Below are 19,127 nucleotides of genomic sequence, written 5' to 3' on the forward strand. Positions count from 1 at the left end.
ACTCCGTTTCGGGTAAAGACCTGTAGGTCAGATCAGGCCGGCGACCGACACCGCCGGTGCCGGGCCGTACGTAGTGGTGCGCTGACGAACCGGTCGACCGATGCCGTCGGCGATCTCGTGCAGTTCCGCGACGGTCTTCTCCGAACCGTTCTGCGAACCCGCCATGCGCGAGATCGTCTCTTCCATCAGGGTCCCGCCCAGATCGTTCGCGCCTCCGTTCAGCATCGCCTGTGTACCCGTGATTCCCAATTTCACCCATGACGTCTGAATGTTGTCGATACGGCCGTGCAGCATGATCCTGGCCAGGGCATGCACCGCACGGTTGTCCCGATTGGTCGGGCCGGGACGCGAGGCACCCGCCAGATACAGCGGCGACGACTGGTGCACGAACGGCAGCGGCACGAACTCGGTGAATCCACCGGTCTTGTCCTGGATCTTCTTGAGTACGTTCAGGTGCCCGACCCAGTGCGACGGATTGTCGACGTGGCCGTACATCATCGTCGAGCTCGATCGCAGGCCCACCTCGTGCGCGGTGGTGATCACTTCGATCCACTCGGCGGCGGGCAGCTTGCCCTTGGTGAGCACCCACCGCACCTCGTCGTCGAGAATCTCTGCGGCGGTACCCGGAATCGAGTCCAGGCCGGCGGCCCGCAGCTCGGTGAGCCACTCGCGGATCGACTGGCCGCCGCGGGAGGCCCCGTTGACGATCTCCATCGGCGAGAACGCGTGCACGTGCATCGACGGCACTTTCGCCTTGACCGCACGGACCAGATCGGCGTATCCCGTCACCGGCAGTTCGGGGTCGATGCCGCCCTGCATGCACACCTCGGTGGCCCCGACGACGTGCGCTTCCCACGCACGGTCGGCGACTTCGGTGGTGGACAGTGTGAACGCGTCGGCGTCGCCCTTGCGCTGCGCGAACGCGCAGAAACGGCATCCGGTGTAGCAGATGTTGGTGAAGTTGATGTTCCGGTTCACCACGTAGGTGACGGTGTCCCCGTTGACCTGCTTACGCAGATCGTCGGCGAGCGCGGCAACGGCGTCCATGCCGGGGCCTTCGGCCGTCGCCAGGGCGAGGTACTGCTCGTCCGACAGACCGGCCGGGTCCTTCTCAGCCGCCGTCAACGCCGACACGAGGTCGCGATCCACCCGCTCCAGCCCGGCGAGATCACGCACCTGCTCACGAATGGAATCCCAGTCGCCGAACGCATTCGCCAGATCCGAGCGCGTCTCGGTGTTGCGGCCCTCGGTGTCGATCTCGGTGTTCAGATCCACCCGTCCCGAGGACTCCCATTCCTCGTCGGGCTCCTGCCACGGCAGACCGGTCGGGTTGACGCCCTCGCGTGCCATCCCGGTCTCCGGGTCGGCCACTGCCCGCACGTGTGCCGAGATTCGCGGGTCGATCCACGGTGCACCGGCCAACACGTACTGCGGCTGCGCGGCAGTACGTTCCACGAGCGTGTAACCGGCGGCCGCCGACAACTCGGCGAGAGTGTCGAGGTTCGGCCACGGCCGCTCGGGATTGACGTGGTCGGGAGTCAGCGGCGAGACACCGCCCCAATCGTCGACGCCTGCGCCGAGCAACGCTGCGGTCTCCTCCGCTGCGACGAGGTTCGGCGGGGCCTGAATTCGCATCGACGGACCGACCACCATGCGCGTCACCGCGATGGTCGCCAGAAATTCTTCCATTCCCGCGTCGGGCACGGACCGCATCGCGGTATCGGACTTGGCCAGGAAGTTCTGCACGATGATCTCTTGCACATGACCGAAAGACTTGTGCACCTTACGAATTGCCATGATGGACTCGGCCCTGTCCCGCAACGTCTCACCGATGCCGACGAGGATGCCCGTCGTGAAGGGAATGTTGAGCCGGCCCGCGTCGGTCAGTGTGCGCAGCCGCACCTCGGGATCTTTGTCGGGACTGCCGTAATGCGCCTGCCCCTTCTCCTCGAACAGCCGACGCGAGGTGGTCTCGAGCATCATGCCCATCGAGGGGGCCACCGGCTTGAGGCGCGAGAGCTCCTGCCACGACATCACTCCGGGATTGAGGTGCGGCAGTAGGCCGGTCTCCTCGAGCACCCTGATCGACATCGCGCGCACGTAGTCCAGAGTCGAGTCGTAGCCGCGCGAGTCCAACCACGCCTTGGCCTCGGGCCACCGCTCCTCCGGCCTGTCGCCGAGCGTGAACAGCGCCTCCTTGCAGCCCAACTCGGCACCCTTGCGGGCGACGTCGATGATCTCGTCGGGATCCATGAACATCCCGTGCCCGGCGGCATTGAGCTTGCCCGGCACCGTGACGAACGTGCAGTAGTGGCACTTGTCGCGGCACAACCGCGTGATGGGCACGAACACCTTGCGCGAATACGACACGGTCTTCGGACGGCCCGCCGACTCCAACCCGGCATCCCGTACCCGGGACGCCGACGTCATCAGATCCACGAGGTCGTCACCGCGAGCGTGCAGCAAGACGGTTGCCTCGTCGACGTTCAGCGACACCCCGTCGCGGGCGCGACGCAGGACGCGGCGCATGGCGGAGGCGGCTGGAGCGGTATCAGGCTGCGAAGTCACCAGTCGATCATGCGCCTTCTTGGTACGCACGTGCCACCCGCGGGTGGGCCTGCGGCCCTTGTGCGCGTTTTGCGTACCTGGAAGGGCGCACAACGCGCACGACGGGGCAGCGCTAGGTTTGTACCGTGACAACGATGACAGACCCACAGTGGCAGCCTTCTCCCCGTGCGCGTCTGCTCTGGACACTGAGCGCCGGACTGCTGTGGCTACCGGTGTTCATCGCTCAGATCGTCTGGTTTTTCGTCGACTCGAACCGGACGTCGTGGCTGCACGTCACCGTCCTCGTCGCATCGGTCGTGCTGACCGCACTGCACCTCGCGATCGTGCCGCAGTGGCGCTACCGCGTGCACCGCTGGGAGATCAGCGACACCGCCGTGTACACCCGCACCGGTTGGCTCAGCCAAGAACGACGCATCGCCCCCATCTCGCGGGTGCAGACCGTCGACACCGAGCGCGGACCACTCGATCGCCTGCTCGGGTTGGCGACGGTCACCGTGACGACGGCATCGTCGGCGGGCGCGGTGAAGATCACCGCACTCGATCAGGCCGTTGCGGACGAGACCGTCACGCGACTGACCGATATCGCCGGCCGCACCGTCGGAGATGCCACATGACCGATCAGGCGGAGTTGCTGGCAGTCGAAGAGGAGCAGCCGTGGTTGCGCCTGGACAAGCGAATGTTGTTGGTGCATCCGGTGAACGAGGGCATCAAGATCCTGCCGGTACTGCTGATCTCGTTCTTCGTCGGCAGTCAGAGCGGTAATCACTACTGGAGTCTGGGCATCCTCGCGGTCGTCGTCGTGTTCGCGATTGCGCGCTGGTTCACCACCAGCTACCGGATCGGGCCGGTGCACGTACAACTGCGCACCGGGGTGTTGCAGAAGAAAGTACTGTCCATCCCGCGCAACAGGATTCGGTCGGTCGACGTGGAAGCGAACGTACTGCACCGAGTGCTCGGCCTGTCCATTCTCCGCATCGGGACCGGCCAGCAGGCGGGCAAAGGCGAGGCTTTCGAGCTCAACGCCCTCGACACGTCACTGGTGCCGGAGCTTCGCGGTGAACTGCTGCAGCGGGTGTCGGGCCGAACAACGCCGAGCGACGGAATGCCCGTTGCCGCAAACGACCCCGGCGTCGAGATTGCACATTGGCAATTCTCGTGGGTGCGGTTCGCGCCATTCTCCATCACCGGCATCGTCACCATCGCCGCGGCAGTGGGCGTGCTGTTCCAGTACGGCATCGGACAAACGTTGGCGGAGACGTCGGTGATCTCGAACAGCGTCGAATCGGCGCAACGGTTCGGCATCGCCCTGTTCGTCGTCCTCGCACTGATTGTGCTCCTCGTGGTGTCCAGCATCTTCGCCTGCGTTCGATACCTGATCACCTACGGCAACCTGACCGTCACCGACCAGGGTCGCACCCTGCACGTCAGCCACGGGCTGCTCCGCACCCGTCAGTCGACCCTCGACCGCAAGAGACTGCGCGGCACTTCCCTGTCGCTACCACTACTACTGAGGTCGGTCGGCGGGGCTCGACTCGACGCCATCATGACCGGAGTGAGCGCCGAGAAGAAGGAATCGTCGCTGCTGCTCCCCCAAGCTCCGCGGGCCGAGGCGCTGCGCATGATGACCACGGTGCTCGGCGACGCAGGCATGCACGGCAATGCCGACCGCCCGCTTCTGCAGCACGGGCCTGCCGCGCGGCGACGCCGCTACACCCGGGCCGTTCTACCGCTGCTCGTCGTCGCGGCCGGACTTGGAATTGCGCAGTCTCTCGGCGCACCGATCCCGATCCTCGCGTGGATCGTCGTGGCCGTGCTGTTCGTGGCTGCCGTCGGAGTCGCTCACGACCGTTACCGCGGCCTCGGGCACGCCGTCCTGCCCGGCTGGCTGATCACCCAGCACGGATCGCTCGACCGCACCCGGCACAGCCTCGAAGCCGGCGGCATCATCGGTTGGACGGTGCGCCAGACGTTCTTCCAACGTCGCGCCGGCGTGGCCACCGTCGTGGCAGCGACACCGGCGGGCGTCGGACGCTACGAGGTGGTCGACATACCCATCGAGAACGCGTGGGCAATGATCGACGCCGTCACACCGGGTGCCGGAGACATCTGGCTTCGCCCCAGCACGTGAAGACGTAGCCGATAAAGAAGGAGCCGATGAAGAAGGAGCGCCCGCAGACCATTGCGCAGCTCGACCTGGCGGTGTCCCAGTGTCGCGCCTGTCCACGGCTGGTGCAGTGGCGCGAACAGGTCGCTGCCGAGAAGCGCGCCGCGTTTGCCAACGAAACGTATTGGGGGCGAGCCGTTCCCAGCTTCGGCCCGGCCGATGCGTCGATGTTGATCGTCGGGCTCGCCCCGGCCGCCCACGGCGGCAATCGCACCGGACGGATGTTCACCGGGGACCGCAGCGGAGACGTGCTGTACCGAGCCATGCATGCCGTCGGGCTCGCCAGCCAACCGACCGCGACGCACATCGGCGACGGGCTTACGCTCAACGGAGTTCGTATCGCTGCCCCCGTGCACTGCGCTCCGCCGCAGAACAAGCCGACTCCCGCCGAGCGCGATCGGTGCCGCCCCTGGCTCGACGACGAATTGCGCTTGCTGCGTCCGCGACTGAAGTCGATTCTCGTGCTCGGGGCGTTCGGTTGGCAGTCGCTGCTACCGATTCTCGCCGCGAACGGGTGGGAAATACCCAGGCCTGCACCGAAATTCGGTCACGGCGTGCAGCTCGATCTGGGCACGATCACCGTGTTCGCCAGCTACCATGTCAGTCAGCGAAACACGTTCACCGGACTGCTGACCCCGACGATGATCGAGGACGTGCTCCGGAATGCGGGTCGGCACGCACGCTTGCTGTGATGGCTTTCATTCTGAACATGAACAGCAGCACACCGGCAGGCCCGGCACCGGCCACGATGAGCAGCATCGTGCGCCAGTCGGCCAGCAGCAGAACATCGTTGCCGGGGCCGCCGAACAAGCACAGCACTACTGCGACGAACCATCCGATCAGCGGCGACGCCACCCAGATCGGCCGTTCGGCGACCTTACGCGCGGCCAGAACCAGAGCGACGTTCGCGATGCCCCCGAGCACCGCGCTGATGGGAAACTGCACCGACCCCACGTAGGTCGGGAGAAAGAAGACCGACAGGATTCCGGACAGGAAGCCGTCGAACACCAGTACTGCGACCGTCGCCCACGACACCAGGGCGACAGTATTGGATGCGGCCTTCGAGATCATGCGCCCAATACTGCCTTGGCCCGGGTCGTTTCAGTGCACCGCATTCGAAAACCGGGCATCGCATTCGAAAAACCGGGCACCGGCACTCAGGAAACCGGCGGATAGCCCAGCGAGGTCAGCAAGTTGCTCGCACCCATGGCGATCTGACCCAGAACGTACTGGTACAGATCTGCCTGTGCGCCGAACTGCGGCTTGAGAGAATCGACGAACGCGACGATTGCGTCCTGCACTACCCAGTTGTACATGTGTGTTCCGCCCCTGTTGTCATGAGATCAGTGATTCGGAACACAGCCTAGTACGCCCGCGAACAAGTCGTTCTCCCTGCCCGCCCCGTCGGAGCCGAGCACGCCCCGCACGAGTACGTACTGCTCGTCGGGCAGGATCGGCTGAACGATGTCGTTGGAGAGTGCGTACTCGGCACCCGAGGGCGCAACCGTCACCTGCGTGGCGTGCGCACGCAACGCGTCGGTCTTCGCGTCGAGCACACCGCGAACGTCGATGCTGGTAGTGATCATGTCCTCGGCCACACTCGGCAACTCGCCGTCGAGGGGCATGCGCCACCCCTCGGGGATATCGGCGATCGCCCGGAGTCCCGCGTCCAGTTGATCGCGGCCGGTGACGGTCCAGTAGAACTTCGCCACCTCCCACGGAGCTCCGGCCGCGGAATGGGCGTCCGTTCCACAGACCTCGACCGCCTCGGTCACCAGGGAGTGGACCTGCTGATGATCGGGGTGTCCGTAGCCACCCTCGGGGTCGTAACCGACGACGACCTGAGGCCTGAGTTCGCGGATCACCGACACGAGCGCCCCGAGCGCCTCCTGCCGGTCTGCGTTGACGAATGCGCGCGGTTTGAGAGCAGCCGGGGTTCCGGCCATTCCAGAATCTCGCCAGCGGCCGGCACCACCGAGAAAGCGGGGAGGGTTGCAGCCCAACGCCGCGAGTGCGCGATGCAGTTCCAGAATTCGGTAGCCACCGAGCTGATCGGCTCGGTCGACCACGAGATCGGCCCACGTATCGCCGATCACCTCACCCTCTTCACCGAGCGAGCACGTCAGCACGGTGACGTCGACGCCCGCGCGCACGTAATGGGCGATGGTCCCGCCGGTGGTGATGCTCTCGTCGTCCGGGTGCGCATGGACCAGCAGCAACCGCTGCGGCTGCGTCATCGCTTGTTCTGTCACAACCTGCTCTGTCACAACCTGTTCCGTCATGCCTCGTCGCTCGCTACTCGCTGTGTCATCGTTTGTCTCGGTTTCTGGGTCGGGCAGCCGTTCATCGCTCGCCGAGCATTCGCGCCACATCCGGCAACGACTGCGCTGTCACATCGGCAGGCACGAAATGGTCGGGATAAGGACGGTTCTCGCGATCGAGCCACGCCGTCGACAGGCCTGCCCGGTGCGCACCGTCGATATCCCAGGGGTGCACGGCCACCAGCATCGCGTCGCCGGGTTCGACACCGCACTGCTCCAACGCGTAGCGGTAGGCATCGGCGTGCGGCTTCCAACGTCCGGCGTCCTCGACCGAGAGCAGCAACTCGAAAGCACTCCGCACGCCAGCTCGTTCGAGCAGAGACTGCGCGAGCGACGCGGACCCGTTACTGAGGGTGATCATCCGAATACCAAGCGCTGCAAGAGCATTCACTCCGGCTACCACATCGGGATGGACCTCGAGCTCGGCGAAACCGGCCATGATGTGGTCCACTGCATCGTCCAACCGGCGATCGATCGCGGCATCGGACAGCAACGCCTCGAGCACACCGGAACCGACCTCGGCGAACGGCCGAGCGGTACCTGCGACCGCGAGCGCGAACCCGTCCCGCAGCACTCCTGCGAACCACGTCGGGAACAGGTGCTCGGGCGCTCCGACGTCGGCGAATCGCGCCGCCATGGGAGCCATGTCGGACAGGGTCTCGTTCACGTCGAAGATGATCACCCGAGGCAAGCGCACGGTGTTCACCGGACCGTCCGGATCCACTTCGCGGCATCGGCGAAGATGCCGACCTCGACCGGCCCGGTCAACGAGACGCCGGTGATACCCGGCACCGCAGCCACCACGGACTGGTCCTGCATGATCGGCAGCGTCGACGCCAGAGACCACAGCTTGGGCTCGATCTCCTCGGCAACGATCGTCGCATCGACGCCGGTTATCAGGGCGCGGTCGATCGTCGGCTGTAATTCCGGAACACACAGACCGGACAGATTGCGCGGGGCGTCCACGCTGCCGCTGCTCCCCGGAGCCGGCTCGACAACACAGCCGAAGCGCGAGGCCAGGGCCGTTGCCGGGTCCACGCCCGCACTGGTCCACCCGACCACGGCGTCGACGCCGCCTTCGGTCAGCGCCGTCGAGTACAACTCGTCCGCGGGCAGCGGAGTGACGGTCGCGTCGATACCCGCACTGACGAGCTCGTCCGCGGCGGTCCCGGCCACGGCCAGTGCGATGTCGTCGTTCTCGACGGCACCGATGACGAATCGCAGCGCGGTACCGCCGGCGTCTGCGAGTCGGGGTACTCCGGGAGCCGGCGCGCTCGTGGTCGGCGCGCTGGTGGTCGGCGGCGCAGCAGAGGTCGTGGATGCGCCCGCGCTCGGCGTCGAGGTCACGATCGCATCGGGTGTCGGAACGAAGCCGGCGCGGCGAAGCAGGTCGAGGGCCGCGGTTCTGCCGATCGGGGCGGGTGCGGTCGCGGTGTAACCGGGGTCCGATGGCGACGACAACTGCGCTGCTGCTCGGCGATCCGTCGCCCCTCCTCCGGCCCCGACCGTGGCCAGCAGGTTCGGGTCCAGCAGACCCATGATCCCCTGCCGCACAAGCGACTCCGACATATTCGGTGCCCGGCCGTTCACGGTCATCGACAACACTCGCGATTGATGGATCGTGTCGGTGCGGACCCCGGGAATTGCCGAGAGTTGCGCGCGCGTCGCAGACCCACCCCGAACCTGTGCGATCTGCGCATCACTCGACCGCAACGAATCGGCCAACTGTGCGGGGGTGCCTCCGCGCCGAATGAGGATCTGGTCGGGCGAGGCGGGTTGGTCCCAGAAGCGATCGTTGCGTTCCAGCAGAATCTCGTCCCGGCCCTGGTCGACGGTCTTGATGTTGAACCGCGAACCGGAGACCGGCACGTTGTCGGTGAGGCCACCCTCGAAGCCGCCGGGCGAATCCTTGAGCAGGTGCGAGGGCACGAGGTCGGCGAACAATCGCTGCCACGCCGGATACGGCGACTCGAGGGTGACGTCGACGGTCTTGCCGCCGCCCGAAGAGGCAACATCGCTGATCAGTGCGTAGCCGGCCGGATCGACGACGCCCGGCTGCGTGATCATCTGCTGCCAGAGGTACCGGAAGTCCTCGGCCGCAATCGGTGCGCTGTCGGACCACTGGGCCTCGTTGCGTAGCTGGTACCGGATGGTGAACGGAGACTGAGAGGTCACTTCGGCGGAGATCAACAGCGACAGGTCCGGCTCCCACGTGGTCACGCCGGTGTCGGGGTTCAGGGTGGGGCGGAACGGGCTGGGCAGCACGAGCGAACTGACCGCGGCGGTGGCGGGCGACTGGTCGGCCAGCAGGTGTGGGTTGAACCCGATGCCCACGTCGTCGATCGCCACGACTACGGGGTCGCCGGTCTTCGACGGCACGGTCGTCGTGGTGACCGGAGTTTCGACGCTCTCGATCGGTGGCGGTGGATCCGCGGTGCATGCGGTGAGTACCAGGGCAGTGGCGGAGGCCAGAACCACCGGCATCAGTACGTTACGCAACGAGGATCTCCTTCGTGATCGGCTACAGGTACGGCAGAAGCGACGTCCCACGATGGTGACACGTCGCTTCTGCCGTACAGGATCTGTCTTACAGAGCAGCCTTGTCGCGCGTCTTGCTGCGCGAACGCTCACGGGCGCGCTCGTTGGAATCGAGGTGCACCTTGCGGACGCGGACGACCTCGGGGGTCACCTCGACGCACTCGTCGCCTGCACAGAACTCCATGGCCATTTCCAGGTCCAGCTTCTTCGGCTTGGCCAGGGTCTCCATGACGTCGGCGGAGGACTGACGCATGTTGGTCAGCTTCTTCTCGCGGGTGACGTTGATGTCGAGGTCTTCCTGACGCGGGTTGATACCCACGACCATGCCCTCGTACGTGTCTGCGCCCGGCTCGACGAAGAACGTGCCGCGATCGGCCAGCTGGATCATCGCGAACGGGGTCACGGTGCCGTGACGGTCCGAGACGAGCGAGCCGGTGTGGCGGGCGCGGATCTCGCCGGCCCACGGCGCGTAACCGTGGAAGACAGCGTTGGCGATGCCGGTGCCGCGAGTGTCCGTGAGGAACTCGGTGCGGAAACCGATCAGGCCACGCGAGGGAACGATGAATTCCATGCGAACCCAGCCTGCGCCGTGGTTCGTCATCTGGACCATCTTGCCCTTGCGTGCGGCGAGCAGCTGCGTCACTGCACCGAGGTATTCCTCCGGTGTGTCGACCATCAGCTCTTCGAAGGGCTCGTGCAGCTTGCCGTCGACCTGCTGGGTGACCACCTGGGGCTTGCCGACGGTGAGCTCGAAGCCTTCACGACGCATCTGCTCGACGAGGATGGCGAGCGCCAGCTCTCCACGACCCTGGACCTCCCAGGCATCGGGGCGACCGATGTCGAGGACCTTGAGCGAGACGTTACCGATGAGCTCCTGGTCGAGGCGGCTCTTGACCATGCGCGAGGTGAGCTTGTGGCCGCTGACGCGTCCGACGAGCGGGCTCGTGTTGGTGCCGATGGTGACCGAGATGGCCGGCTGGTCGACGGTGATGCGAGGCAGAGCGACCGGGTTCTCCAGATCGGCGAGGGTGTCGCCGATCATGATGTCCGGGAAGCCCGCGACGGCGACGATGTCTCCTGCGACACCCTTCTCGCCGGGAACGCGCTCGACGCCGATGGTGTTGAGCAGCTCGGTGATCTTGGCCTTCTGAACGACGGGCTCGCCGTCGACCTCACGCATCCAGCTGACGGTCTGGCCCTTGGAGAGCTGGCCGTTGTGGATACGAACCAGGGCGAGGCGGCCGAGGAAGGCCGACGCGTCGAGGTTGGTGACGTGTGCCTGCAGCGGCGCGTCGACGTTGCCCTTGGGCGCGGGGACGTAGCTGAGCAGAACCTCGAACAGCTCGTCGAGGTTCTCGGCGTCGGGAGCGTGTCCGTTCTGGGGCTGGACCTTCGAGGCCTTGCCCTCACGGCCGGAGGCGTAGAGAACGGGGAGGTCGAGGGCGAGCTCGGCTGCCTCGGACGCTTCGTCGTCGAGATCGGACGCGAGGTCGAGCAGCAGATCGTGGCTCTCCGAGACGACCTCTTCGATACGCGCGTCGGGACGGTCGGTCTTGTTGACGACCAGGATCACCGGCAACGACGCGGCGAGCGCCTTGCGCAGCACGAAACGGGTCTGCGGCAGCGGGCCCTCGGAAGCGTCGACGAGGAGCACGACGCCGTCGACCATGGACAGGCCGCGCTCGACCTCTCCGCCGAAGTCGGCGTGGCCGGGGGTGTCGATCACGTTGATGACGGTGATGGTGCCGTCGGCATTGCGCTTGTGAACGGCCGTGTTCTTGGCCAGGATCGTGATGCCTTTTTCTTTTTCGAGGTCACCCGAGTCCATGACGCGGTCGATCGCTTCGGCACGTTCCTCGAACGCGCCGGACTGCCGAAGCATGGCGTCGACCAGGGTGGTCTTGCCATGGTCGACGTGTGCAACGATGGCGACGTTGCGAAAAGTAGTGGTGCTGTCGATGTTGTCTGCACTGCTTGGGGCGCTCACGCGAAAAATTCTCCTGGAGTCGAATGCGGGCTCTTGTTCGCTAGCGGGCTTATGTCGCTAGAGAAGCGCGCTGCACCGCGAGGTTCTCGCGACTGATCGAGTTTACCCGTAGTCCGGCAGTGCCCCGCGCCACCCTCAGGTCTGTGACCTGCGCCACCCATTAGTCTTGGTGCCCATGGGCAAGATAAAGGCCGCAGATGTCTCGGGGATGAAGCCCAAGAAAAAATGCTGCCGCAAGAAAGTTCGTTGCATCAAATGCCCCGTCGTGATCATGCGAATGAAGAAGTTGGAATCCGCGGGCGCGACCAAGAAAGACCTCAAGAAAGGTCTGAAGACCGCTCGGGCGAAGTGAGCAGAATTTCCTGTAGGTCCGGCAGCCAGAGTCGGTCCGCATCGACCAGATCCACCGTCGGCAGCGTCGCGGCATCGACCCACCGTAGAGCCGAATGCTCTAGCGGCGCAGGGGTTCCCGAGACAATCGAGGCTCGGTAGGCCCGCAACACCATGCCACCGGAAAGCTCGACGTCTCCGCTGAGCGCGGCACCGATCGAACACTCGACCCCCAGTTCCTCGCGCAGTTCGCGCGCCAGTGCGGCGTCCTCCGACTCCCCCGGCTCGACCTTGCCGCCGGGCAGCTCCCACCGACCGGCCAACTCCGGCGGACGAGTTCGTTGCGCGAGCAGCAGACGACCGTCGTCGATCAACGCGGCCGCGACAACCACAGCCGTAGGGGTACCGGACATGCCACCATCTTTCTATGACCGAATTGCTGACCGACCGCGATATCGAGGACGCACAGCTCACCCACTGGACGGTGGCGGAGAAATCTCTGACTCGCACCGTCGAGCTGACGTCGTTTTCCGCCGCGATCGAGGTGGTGAACCGCGTGGCCGACGCCGCGGAGGCGGCGGACCATCACCCCGACATCGACATCCGATGGCGGACGCTCACGTTCACGCTGTCCACACACAGCGCCGGCGGTCTCACGCAGAAGGACGTGGATCTGGCGCGTCGGATCGATGCACTGACCGCGCCTTCCTGACAAGTCCTGCGTAGACGACCCAGCCGAGGAACAGGGCCGATCCGATCACGTCGACGGCACCGGCCCAGGCCTCGAGCCCAGGACGGGGAATGGTCCAGATCGATTCCTGGAAGAAGCTCAGCAACCAGGGCACCCCCACCGTGACCGTCACCAGCCAGTAGCCGGCAACGATCTTGGCTCCGGCGATATCGCGCAACGGCCCGTGCAGCAGCCAGATCACCATCGGAATCACCCAGATCCAGTGATGCGACCACGAGATAGGCGACACCAACAGGCCCAGGATTTGGACGATGATCAGGGTTCCCAGGTAGTCGCGGCGATCGAGCGCTCGCCATGCCAGCACTGCGAGGACCACGGCGATCACTGCGGCGGCGATCCACAGCGGTCCCTGGCCGACGTCCTCGCCCACGATCCGGCTCAGAGCTCCACGCAGAGACTGATTCCAGACCGAGCCGACGGGTCCGATGCGGTCGGCATCGCCGAGCAACGTGGTGAAGTACGTGGCCGCCTGACGCCCCAGCACCGCATAACTGACCGCGACACTGAGTGCGAATGCCACCGCCGAGAACGCCGCGGCCTTCCACCGCCGAGTGGCGAGGAAGTACAGGCCCGTGATGGCCGGGGTCAGCTTGATGCCCGCGGCGAAGCCCACGAGTCCGCCCGCCACCCACCAGCGCGAGCTGCGTACCGCGAGTAGCGCGAGCAGCACCAGGAACACGTTGACCTGGCCGTAATCGAGGGTGGTGCGCACGGGCTCGGACCACAGCCCCAGCGCGGTCCACAGCATGGCGATTCTCACCCAGCGGCAGTCGGCGGCCCGGTCGTCGCCGAGAACCATCGACAGGGCGAGCCGGACCACTGCGAACAGCGCGATCATCGTCGCGGCCTGCCAGACGATGCCGACCACCGTGAACGGCAGATAGTGCAGCGGGAAGAACACCAGGGCAGCGAACGGTGGATACGTGAACGGCAGTGGGAAGTCCGGGGTCTGCACCGAGTACGTGTAGTCGTACAGGTTGTCGCCGAGCAGCGCAGCGGAGCCTTCGACGTAGACGTGCAGGTCGACGAGGTTCATACCGTTGGGGGTGACGAACGCCCACACGAATCGGCTGATCACCGAAACTGCCAGCAGAACGGGGGCCAGCCGAACAAGTCGGTTCACGGTGCGTGTGGTTCCGTTCGGTATCGATGCCGTTTATCGACAGCCGAGCTTATAGGGCGATCGATACCCACCCTAACCGTGCCGATCCCCTCGTAACATTTACATCACCTTTCACACTGGTCACTCGTGCAACACGCTATTGTTCGATTCTGCGGAGAATTCGCAGCGCGTGGCCCATAGAATCCTCGATAGAGTTCAGCCGGGGAGGACTGGACCTACTACGGCTGTACATCCGGGATCGCTCTACATAGAGTGACCCCTCGGGCACCGGCTGTCGCCGTGGACCTGCGTCATGATCAGAATGGGGAATATCACCGTGCTTCGTACTCGCGGAACGCGTCGCGTCGTCACAGCTCTGGCTGTGGCCGCAGCCGCCGCACTCGTTGTGCCGACCAGCGCATCCGCTCAGCCTCTGGTGCCCATGGCTCCGGCAGACCTGCCGGCTGCTCCGGCAGATCCCGCAGCGCTGATCGCCCAGTTCCTGCCCGCTCCCGGTGAACCCCTACCCAACCTCTCCGACATCGAGGCACTCGCGTCCTTCGCGCCTGCCATCGTCGGTGCAGCTGCAGGACCGGCCGATGTGGGTGCCGCTCCCGCAGCAGATCTCCTCGGCCAGGCTCGCGCCCTTCTCGAAACCGCGCAGCTTCCGGACCAGGTCAAGTCGCTGCTGGAATCGGTCATCACCTTCCTGGACGGATCCGGCGGCGGTGGGCCCGAGCTGCCCGCCGACGGCCCCGTCATCGCACAGTTCCTGTACCCGACCCTGGGCAAGGGCTGCATCTCCGACACCGCAGATTCCGTCGGAACCGCCTTGGCCGTTCCCGGACCGGCCACGTTGCCGCCCCCCGGACCGGCTGCAGGCCAGGCCGGTTTCGTCTTCACCGCCCTCGGTACCGCGCCTCTCGCCGCGCAGCAGTCCGCTCCGCTCACCGTGACGTGGCTCAACATCGACAACCGCCGATCGGGAACCCAGGACCTGACCGGCGCAGCCAAGATCAACGCCGACGGCCCGGCGACGTTGTCGGCCATCGCCGACACCGGCCCCGGTCGCGTGCTGTCCGTGGTGTCCGGATCGATCACCACTCAGTCCAAGGAAGACGCCGCAGCGCCGCCGCGCAGCTGCAACTTCCTGCCGACGATCGGCACGGTCTACGTTCCGTAGCTCACGAGACCACAGCAATTCGCCCCCGGCTTCCTCGAAGCCGGGGGCGAATTGCTTTCGTGCTTATCGGCCGGAGAAAAGACCACCGAATTACACGGATGGTATTCAGACGATGTCGGCACCGGATTTCGACCACTGGCCGTAATCGGACTTCAAGACATTGTTGATATCCACTTTCACTCCACCCACCGTGTCCTTGTCGATACGAATCTGGTGAATGTGCGCTTCGGGATGTACGAACCCCTTCGGGGTCCCCCAATTGTGCTGCCAATACCACTGGCCCAGTCCTGCGACGGACGCCAATTCGATGGTCGGAGAATTTGCGTAGATACCGGTGTTCTCCGCTCCGATCACCGACTGCCAGCCCAGGATGTACGGCGCGATGAGGGTGGCGAACTCGACGGCCGTCGGGTTGTCGTCGATCGATGCGTAGATCGGCCGATCGGACGGGCCACCGGCCGCCAGATGGAGCTCGAGTCCACGTTTCGCATGCTTGACGCCCGCAACGTACCCGCCTCGCCAATCCGCGGTGGCACCCTTACCGAACTGGTAGTTGGAGACCACCTCCAAGCCGGCCTCGGTGAGGGACTGCGCCTCCGACGCGGTCATCGGCTTGCCGACCATCCAGGTCGCGTCGGGACGCCGATCCGACACGTAGCGGACAGCTCCGAGATGGCCCGCGCTCTTGATGGCCGACGCCGATGGCACCCCTCCCGCGTAGTCGACGAGCGTTCCCAGCCCCGCGTCTGCGTGAGCGGTGGCCGAACCCAACGCGGCCAGGCCAACGGCGGCTGCGGAGCCGGCCGCGGCGTACTTGAACAGTTCACGTCGCGAAACCTGCACAAAATCTCCCATGCCGTTCGATTGCCACGGCGCGCCTACGTAACGAAACGCGCCGTCACTGCTATTTTCCGATGTTTTGTCGTATCCCATCACAAACACATGTGCACCGCCAGCCCCACTGCTCACACCCCACCCGCGTGGCTCGTCGTTCACACATGCAACTCGAGCACCGCGCCCGCAGTCATGAATAGGGTGGGGAGGACGAAGCACGAACGACAGCGTGAAGGAGTGGTTGGACATGGGCGTAACACTCGCCAAGGGCGGAAATGTCTCCCTGACGAAGGAAGCACCGAACTTGACCGCGGTCACCGTCGGACTGGGCTGGGACGTTCGCTCCACCACCGGCGGGGACTTCGACCTCGACGCGAGCGCGATCGGCCTCGGTACCGACAAGAAGGCGCTCAGTGACAACTACTTCGTCTTCTACAACAACCTGCGCTCCCCCGACGGCGCGATCGAGCACACCGGAGACAACCGCACCGGCGAGGGCGAAGGAGACGACGAGAGCATCGACGTGGACCTTGCAGCGCTGACACCCGAGGTGGATTCCATTGCATTTCCGGTATCGATTCACAACGCGGACGCGTTGGGACAGAACTTCGGTCAGGTCGTCAACGCCTTCATTCGCGTGGTCGACAAGTCCGACGGCCGCGAACTCGCGCGCTTCGATCTGAGCGAGGACGCGTCGACCGAGACTGCGATGGTCTTCGGCGAGTTGTACCGCCGCGGTGCCGAATGGAAGTTTCGCGCAATCGGTCAGGGCTACGCGTCCGGCCTGGAGGGCATCGTGCGCGATTTCGGCATCGACGTCGGCTGACGCAGGGTGCGCGTGTCCGTCTCGATTGCACAACGGTCTACAGCTGAGCTTGTGACGCCAAGATGATGTGTGGTGATATCAGCGCACACGCAACATCAGCCACATAAGTCACAGGAGTCACACATGTCTCGTCGCCTCAGCCGTCTGGCGGGCGCGCTCGCGCTCTCCTGCGCGGCATTGCTCGCCGTTCCCGCCACTGCGGCAGCGGATCCGGCTCCCGCTGATCCGCTCGCCCGGGCGATCGCCGCATTGCAGGGGCAGGACGGTGCCTCGCTCGCCGCAGCGACTGCCATCGCCGACTCGCGCACCCCGGTCGCCGAGAACACCTCCGCAGACCCCTTCGCTGCCCTCGACGCGGCCAACAAGGCTCTCACCGACTTCGGCATCACGCCGTTCTTCTACCCGACCGCTGCGATCAACTGCGCCGCCACACCGGGCGCGCCGCTCGGAATCGTGCCGGGCGTCGCCGGTGGTGCCGGCGGACCGTGGCCGCAACTGAAGGCACCCGCCATCCCCACAATCCCAGGTGTGCCGTCCTTGCAGATTCCCGATCTCAATGCCGTCGACAAGGGCGAGACGATGTTCGCGTTCGTTCCGGCCGGCATCGTCAACGATTCGGCCGACAAGTCCGGCATGCAGGTGGCGTGGTTCAACGTCAACACCCTGCAGGGCGGCTTCGCCGACTTCGGCGGCCTGGTCACCACCATGGCCCAGTCGATCCTCGACAACTCCGGAATTCCGGCGGAGTTGAAGGACATGGCCCGGCCCCTCGTGGTCAATGCACTCAATGCGTTGCCCGCTGCCGGTGCACGCGCTGTCCCCGTGCAAACCGGATCGGGAACCGTTCTGGCCGCGGTGTTCGGCACCGTGAACCACAAGGCAATCGACGGCTCGGACAAGAGTTGCTTCTTCTTCCCGACGGTCGGCCTGGTGAACGTCGCCTGACTCAGGTCCAATCGAACGATCGAAAAGCCGTGTAGCTCTGCGCTGCACGGCTTTTCGCTGCATCAGGAGCGATCGATGCGGCCGAGCCGACCCAGAACCGCCTGTATTTCGGTGCGCCGTGCGCGTGCGGCCCAGGGACGCAAGCGGTTCCGCCCGCGCATCTGCATGACCGCTCCGGTCACGAGATCTCCGTTGGGCGCGAACCGGACCCGCACCATCTCGTCGAGAGATCGCCCGAAAACGGAGCCGGGGAAACCTCGACGGAACCCGTACGGAAACAGCGGAGCATCGGGTTCGTTGTACTTTCCACCGACGAAAACCGGTCCTGCAGTGCGGAAGTCGCGACTCTGCGCAATGAAGCCGTGGAATGCGCGGCCGGCCTCACGCCCGTAGTACGAAATTCCGACGCGCCCCGATCCGGTGGCGGTGATCGCACCGAACCTCGCACCTCGCACTCCCGGAGCGGACACCACGACGGGTCTCGACCAGCTGTTCGCGCCGTCGGAAGACCACGAAGCGTGCAGCAATCCGTCCCGGTCCGGCCACAGGGCGTACAGGGTGCCGTCGCAGTCGACGGCGACCGACTCCGGTAGTAGGTATCGGGAAGCGAGCAGCAGAAGGTGCAACGGGTTGTGATATTTGGCGAGCGCCGATCCGGGGACTATGCGGACATCCCAGGTCAAACCCTCGTCGCGGCTGACCGCCACCGCGAAACGACGGCCGTATCGGCCGCCGATGTAGACCGTGCCGTCCGGGCCGACGACACCGGTGCCGAATGCGACGTAGTCCGTACCGGGAAGTCCCGGAATGTTTTTCGGGTCGATGTCGAACCCGCCGGCTACCTCCCATTTGGTCCCGCCGTCGTACGAACGCCAGATCACCTGGCGAGTGGCGTTGATCAAAGGTCGCACGCGGAGGGCGAACGGCGTGGGAGCGGACAGGTACGTCACGCGAGCAGATGACGGAGACGACGCGTCCGGTGCGGACACCCGAGGTCCGGCGAATATCTTGGCACCTGTCCTGGCCTTGGATGCCACCCTCCGGAAGCGCCACGTTCGGCCTCGGTCGTCGCTGATTCCGAGGTCGAAGCCCGATCGAAACATGCGCGTCGGAGTCGAGTCGACGCGACCGGCGGTGAGAAACAGCCGGTCGTCGGCATCGTCGAAGTACATGTGCGCTCGACGGCCGGTGTTCACCGTGCCGTCCGGCACCGATGCTCGCCAGGATTGTCCGAAATCGGAGGACTGCAGAACTCCGACGCCGTCGACGGTATATGCCGGGGCGAGAAATACGGTGTTGTCCGCGGCTGTTCCGAGGGTGCAGGCAGACGACCCGTATTCGGTGTAGGAGATGTCGGTGGCGTAGTCGGCCGATGCTGCCGCGTTGGTCGAAAAGCGAAGCCCTGCTCGATATCCCGACGCGACCCGCGGTGTCACGACACCCGCCCGCGGCGGCGCGGGCGTCGTGATATCGGGGCGCGGTGGTGCATTGGATCAGGCTAGCGTCGATTCACGCCGAAAACGCCGAGGCCGATGCAGAAGTCCTGGGCCGAACGTCGTGACAGCTCACAGAACGAAA

At 65.4% G+C, this 19,127-nt stretch carries 18 protein-coding genes; 7 read left to right on the forward strand and 11 right to left on the reverse strand.

What is annotated here, in order from left to right:
- Positions 1-27: 27 nt before the first annotated feature.
- Positions 28-2,568, reverse strand: a complete 2,541-nt coding sequence (locus AB0O58_RS00455; RefSeq protein ID WP_256987586.1) for a bifunctional FO biosynthesis protein CofGH — start codon at positions 2,566-2,568, stop codon at positions 28-30.
- 134 nt (positions 2,569-2,702) lie between these two features.
- On the opposite strand from AB0O58_RS00455, the gene AB0O58_RS00460 reads away from it, so the two are divergent.
- From AB0O58_RS00460 to AB0O58_RS00470, 3 genes are read left to right on the forward strand one after another with little or no spacing between them, the layout of a single operon-like run.
- Entirely contained in the window at positions 2,703-3,182 is a 480-nt protein-coding gene (locus tag AB0O58_RS00460) for a PH domain-containing protein (RefSeq protein WP_045840735.1), read from the forward strand.
- On the forward strand, positions 3,179-4,696 hold the full coding sequence (locus AB0O58_RS00465; protein WP_287453869.1) for a PH domain-containing protein: 1,518 nt from the start codon (positions 3,179-3,181) through the stop codon (positions 4,694-4,696). The genes AB0O58_RS00460 and AB0O58_RS00465 overlap by 4 nt, the downstream gene beginning before the upstream one ends.
- Positions 4,697-4,722: 26 nt before the next feature.
- Positions 4,723-5,424, forward strand: coding sequence for a uracil-DNA glycosylase (locus AB0O58_RS00470; protein ID WP_057472835.1), 702 nt, complete (start codon positions 4,723-4,725; stop codon positions 5,422-5,424).
- Here AB0O58_RS00470 and AB0O58_RS00475 read toward each other — a convergent pair.
- From AB0O58_RS00475 to AB0O58_RS00505, 7 genes are all read right to left on the reverse strand, one after another.
- Positions 5,351-5,803 (reverse strand): hypothetical protein, encoded by a 453-nt coding sequence (locus AB0O58_RS00475; RefSeq protein WP_287453866.1) that lies wholly within the window; start codon positions 5,801-5,803, stop codon positions 5,351-5,353. The two genes, AB0O58_RS00470 and AB0O58_RS00475, sit on opposite strands and share 74 nt — an antisense overlap.
- A gap of 86 nt (positions 5,804-5,889) precedes the next feature.
- The gene (locus AB0O58_RS00480; protein WP_008714214.1) at positions 5,890-6,048 is read right to left on the reverse strand and encodes a hypothetical protein; all 159 of its coding nucleotides are present in this window, start codon (positions 6,046-6,048) and stop codon (positions 5,890-5,892) included.
- Between the two features lie 27 nt (positions 6,049-6,075).
- Positions 6,076-6,969, reverse strand: coding sequence for an N-acetyl-1-D-myo-inositol-2-amino-2-deoxy-alpha-D-glucopyranoside deacetylase (mshB, locus tag AB0O58_RS00485; RefSeq protein WP_287453889.1), 894 nt, complete (start codon positions 6,967-6,969; stop codon positions 6,076-6,078).
- 106 nt (positions 6,970-7,075) lie between these two features.
- Positions 7,076-7,759 carry a haloacid dehalogenase type II gene (locus AB0O58_RS00490; protein ID WP_287453865.1) on the reverse strand — a complete coding sequence of 228 codons (684 nt, stop codon included), beginning with the start codon at positions 7,757-7,759 and terminating at the stop codon, positions 7,076-7,078.
- Complete coding sequence (locus tag AB0O58_RS00495; protein WP_287453887.1) at positions 7,756-9,537, reverse strand: ABC transporter family substrate-binding protein; 1,782 nt, start codon at positions 9,535-9,537, stop codon at positions 7,756-7,758. Before AB0O58_RS00495 ends, AB0O58_RS00490 begins: the two co-directional genes overlap by 4 nt.
- A 103-nt stretch (positions 9,538-9,640) precedes the next feature.
- Entirely contained in the window at positions 9,641-11,578 is a 1,938-nt protein-coding gene (gene typA / locus AB0O58_RS00500) for a translational GTPase TypA (RefSeq protein ID WP_032365354.1), read from the reverse strand.
- Positions 11,579-11,895: 317 nt separating this feature from the next.
- A complete protein-coding gene (locus AB0O58_RS00505) occupies positions 11,896-12,321 on the reverse strand; it encodes a (deoxy)nucleoside triphosphate pyrophosphohydrolase (RefSeq protein ID WP_032381364.1) in 426 nt (141 codons plus the stop codon).
- Positions 12,322-12,335: 14 nt separating this feature from the next.
- Here AB0O58_RS00505 and AB0O58_RS00510 point away from each other — a divergent pair, with 14 nt between their 5' ends.
- Entirely contained in the window at positions 12,336-12,620 is a 285-nt protein-coding gene (locus AB0O58_RS00510) for a 4a-hydroxytetrahydrobiopterin dehydratase (RefSeq protein WP_283550862.1), read from the forward strand.
- Here AB0O58_RS00510 and AB0O58_RS00515 read toward each other — a convergent pair.
- A complete protein-coding gene (locus tag AB0O58_RS00515; RefSeq protein ID WP_283550863.1) occupies positions 12,562-13,782 on the reverse strand; it encodes a mannosyltransferase in 1,221 nt (406 codons plus the stop codon). The two genes, AB0O58_RS00510 and AB0O58_RS00515, sit on opposite strands and share 59 nt — an antisense overlap.
- 301 nt (positions 13,783-14,083) lie before the next feature.
- On the opposite strand from AB0O58_RS00515, the gene AB0O58_RS00520 reads away from it, so the two are divergent.
- Entirely contained in the window at positions 14,084-14,944 is an 861-nt protein-coding gene (locus AB0O58_RS00520) for a hypothetical protein (RefSeq protein ID WP_048317156.1), read from the forward strand.
- A 105-nt stretch (positions 14,945-15,049) separates the two neighbouring features.
- Here AB0O58_RS00520 and AB0O58_RS00525 read toward each other — a convergent pair whose 3' ends face one another.
- Positions 15,050-15,799 carry a DUF1906 domain-containing protein gene (locus AB0O58_RS00525; protein WP_032365350.1) on the reverse strand — a complete coding sequence of 250 codons (750 nt, stop codon included), beginning with the start codon at positions 15,797-15,799 and terminating at the stop codon, positions 15,050-15,052.
- Positions 15,800-16,025: 226 nt separating this feature from the next.
- Here AB0O58_RS00525 and AB0O58_RS00530 point away from each other — a divergent pair, with 226 nt between their 5' ends.
- Both AB0O58_RS00530 and AB0O58_RS00535 read left to right on the forward strand, forming a co-directional pair.
- On the forward strand, positions 16,026-16,604 hold the full coding sequence (locus AB0O58_RS00530; protein ID WP_032390340.1) for a TerD family protein: 579 nt from the start codon (positions 16,026-16,028) through the stop codon (positions 16,602-16,604).
- Positions 16,605-16,727: 123 nt separating this feature from the next.
- A complete protein-coding gene (locus AB0O58_RS00535; RefSeq protein ID WP_032390341.1) occupies positions 16,728-17,549 on the forward strand; it encodes a hypothetical protein in 822 nt (273 codons plus the stop codon).
- A 62-nt stretch (positions 17,550-17,611) separates the two neighbouring features.
- On the opposite strand, the gene AB0O58_RS00540 is transcribed toward AB0O58_RS00535, so the two are convergent.
- Positions 17,612-18,985: a sialidase family protein gene (locus AB0O58_RS00540; protein WP_283550864.1), complete on the reverse strand. Its 1,374-nt coding sequence runs from the start codon at positions 18,983-18,985 to the stop codon at positions 17,612-17,614.
- Positions 18,986-19,127: the final 142 nt, after the last annotated feature.

Source organism: Rhodococcus sp. NPDC080181 (assembly GCF_040702225.1).
In the GTDB taxonomy this organism is placed as follows: Bacteria; Actinomycetota; Actinomycetes; order Mycobacteriales; family Mycobacteriaceae; genus Rhodococcoides; species Rhodococcoides fascians.

Bases quoted from the DNA above. Each gene is read 5' to 3' on its own strand.
- AB0O58_RS00475 (WP_287453866.1), bottom strand. From the start codon at position 5,803: ATGATCTCGAAGGCCGCATCCAATACTGTCGCCCTGGTGTCGTGGGCG.
- mshB (WP_287453889.1), bottom strand. From the start codon at position 6,969: ATGACGCAGCCGCAGCGGTTGCTGCTGGTCCATGCGCACCCGGACGAC.
- AB0O58_RS00510 (WP_283550862.1), top strand. From the start codon at position 12,336: ATGACCGAATTGCTGACCGACCGCGATATCGAGGACGCACAGCTCACC.
- AB0O58_RS00535 (WP_032390341.1), top strand. From the start codon at position 16,728: ATGTCTCGTCGCCTCAGCCGTCTGGCGGGCGCGCTCGCGCTCTCCTGC.
- AB0O58_RS00495 (WP_287453887.1), bottom strand. From the start codon at position 9,537: ATGCCGGTGGTTCTGGCCTCCGCCACTGCCCTGGTACTCACCGCATGC.
- AB0O58_RS00505 (WP_032381364.1), bottom strand. From the start codon at position 12,321: ATGTCCGGTACCCCTACGGCTGTGGTTGTCGCGGCCGCGTTGATCGAC.
- AB0O58_RS00525 (WP_032365350.1), bottom strand. From the start codon at position 15,799: ATGGGAGATTTTGTGCAGGTTTCGCGACGTGAACTGTTCAAGTACGCC.
- AB0O58_RS00530 (WP_032390340.1), top strand. From the start codon at position 16,026: ATGGGCGTAACACTCGCCAAGGGCGGAAATGTCTCCCTGACGAAGGAA.
- AB0O58_RS00470 (WP_057472835.1), top strand. From the start codon at position 4,723: ATGAAGAAGGAGCGCCCGCAGACCATTGCGCAGCTCGACCTGGCGGTG.
- AB0O58_RS00520 (WP_048317156.1), top strand. From the start codon at position 14,084: ATGGGGAATATCACCGTGCTTCGTACTCGCGGAACGCGTCGCGTCGTC.
- AB0O58_RS00465 (WP_287453869.1), top strand. From the start codon at position 3,179: ATGACCGATCAGGCGGAGTTGCTGGCAGTCGAAGAGGAGCAGCCGTGG.
- AB0O58_RS00480 (WP_008714214.1), bottom strand. From the start codon at position 6,048: ATGTACAACTGGGTAGTGCAGGACGCAATCGTCGCGTTCGTCGATTCT.
- AB0O58_RS00460 (WP_045840735.1), top strand. From the start codon at position 2,703: ATGACAGACCCACAGTGGCAGCCTTCTCCCCGTGCGCGTCTGCTCTGG.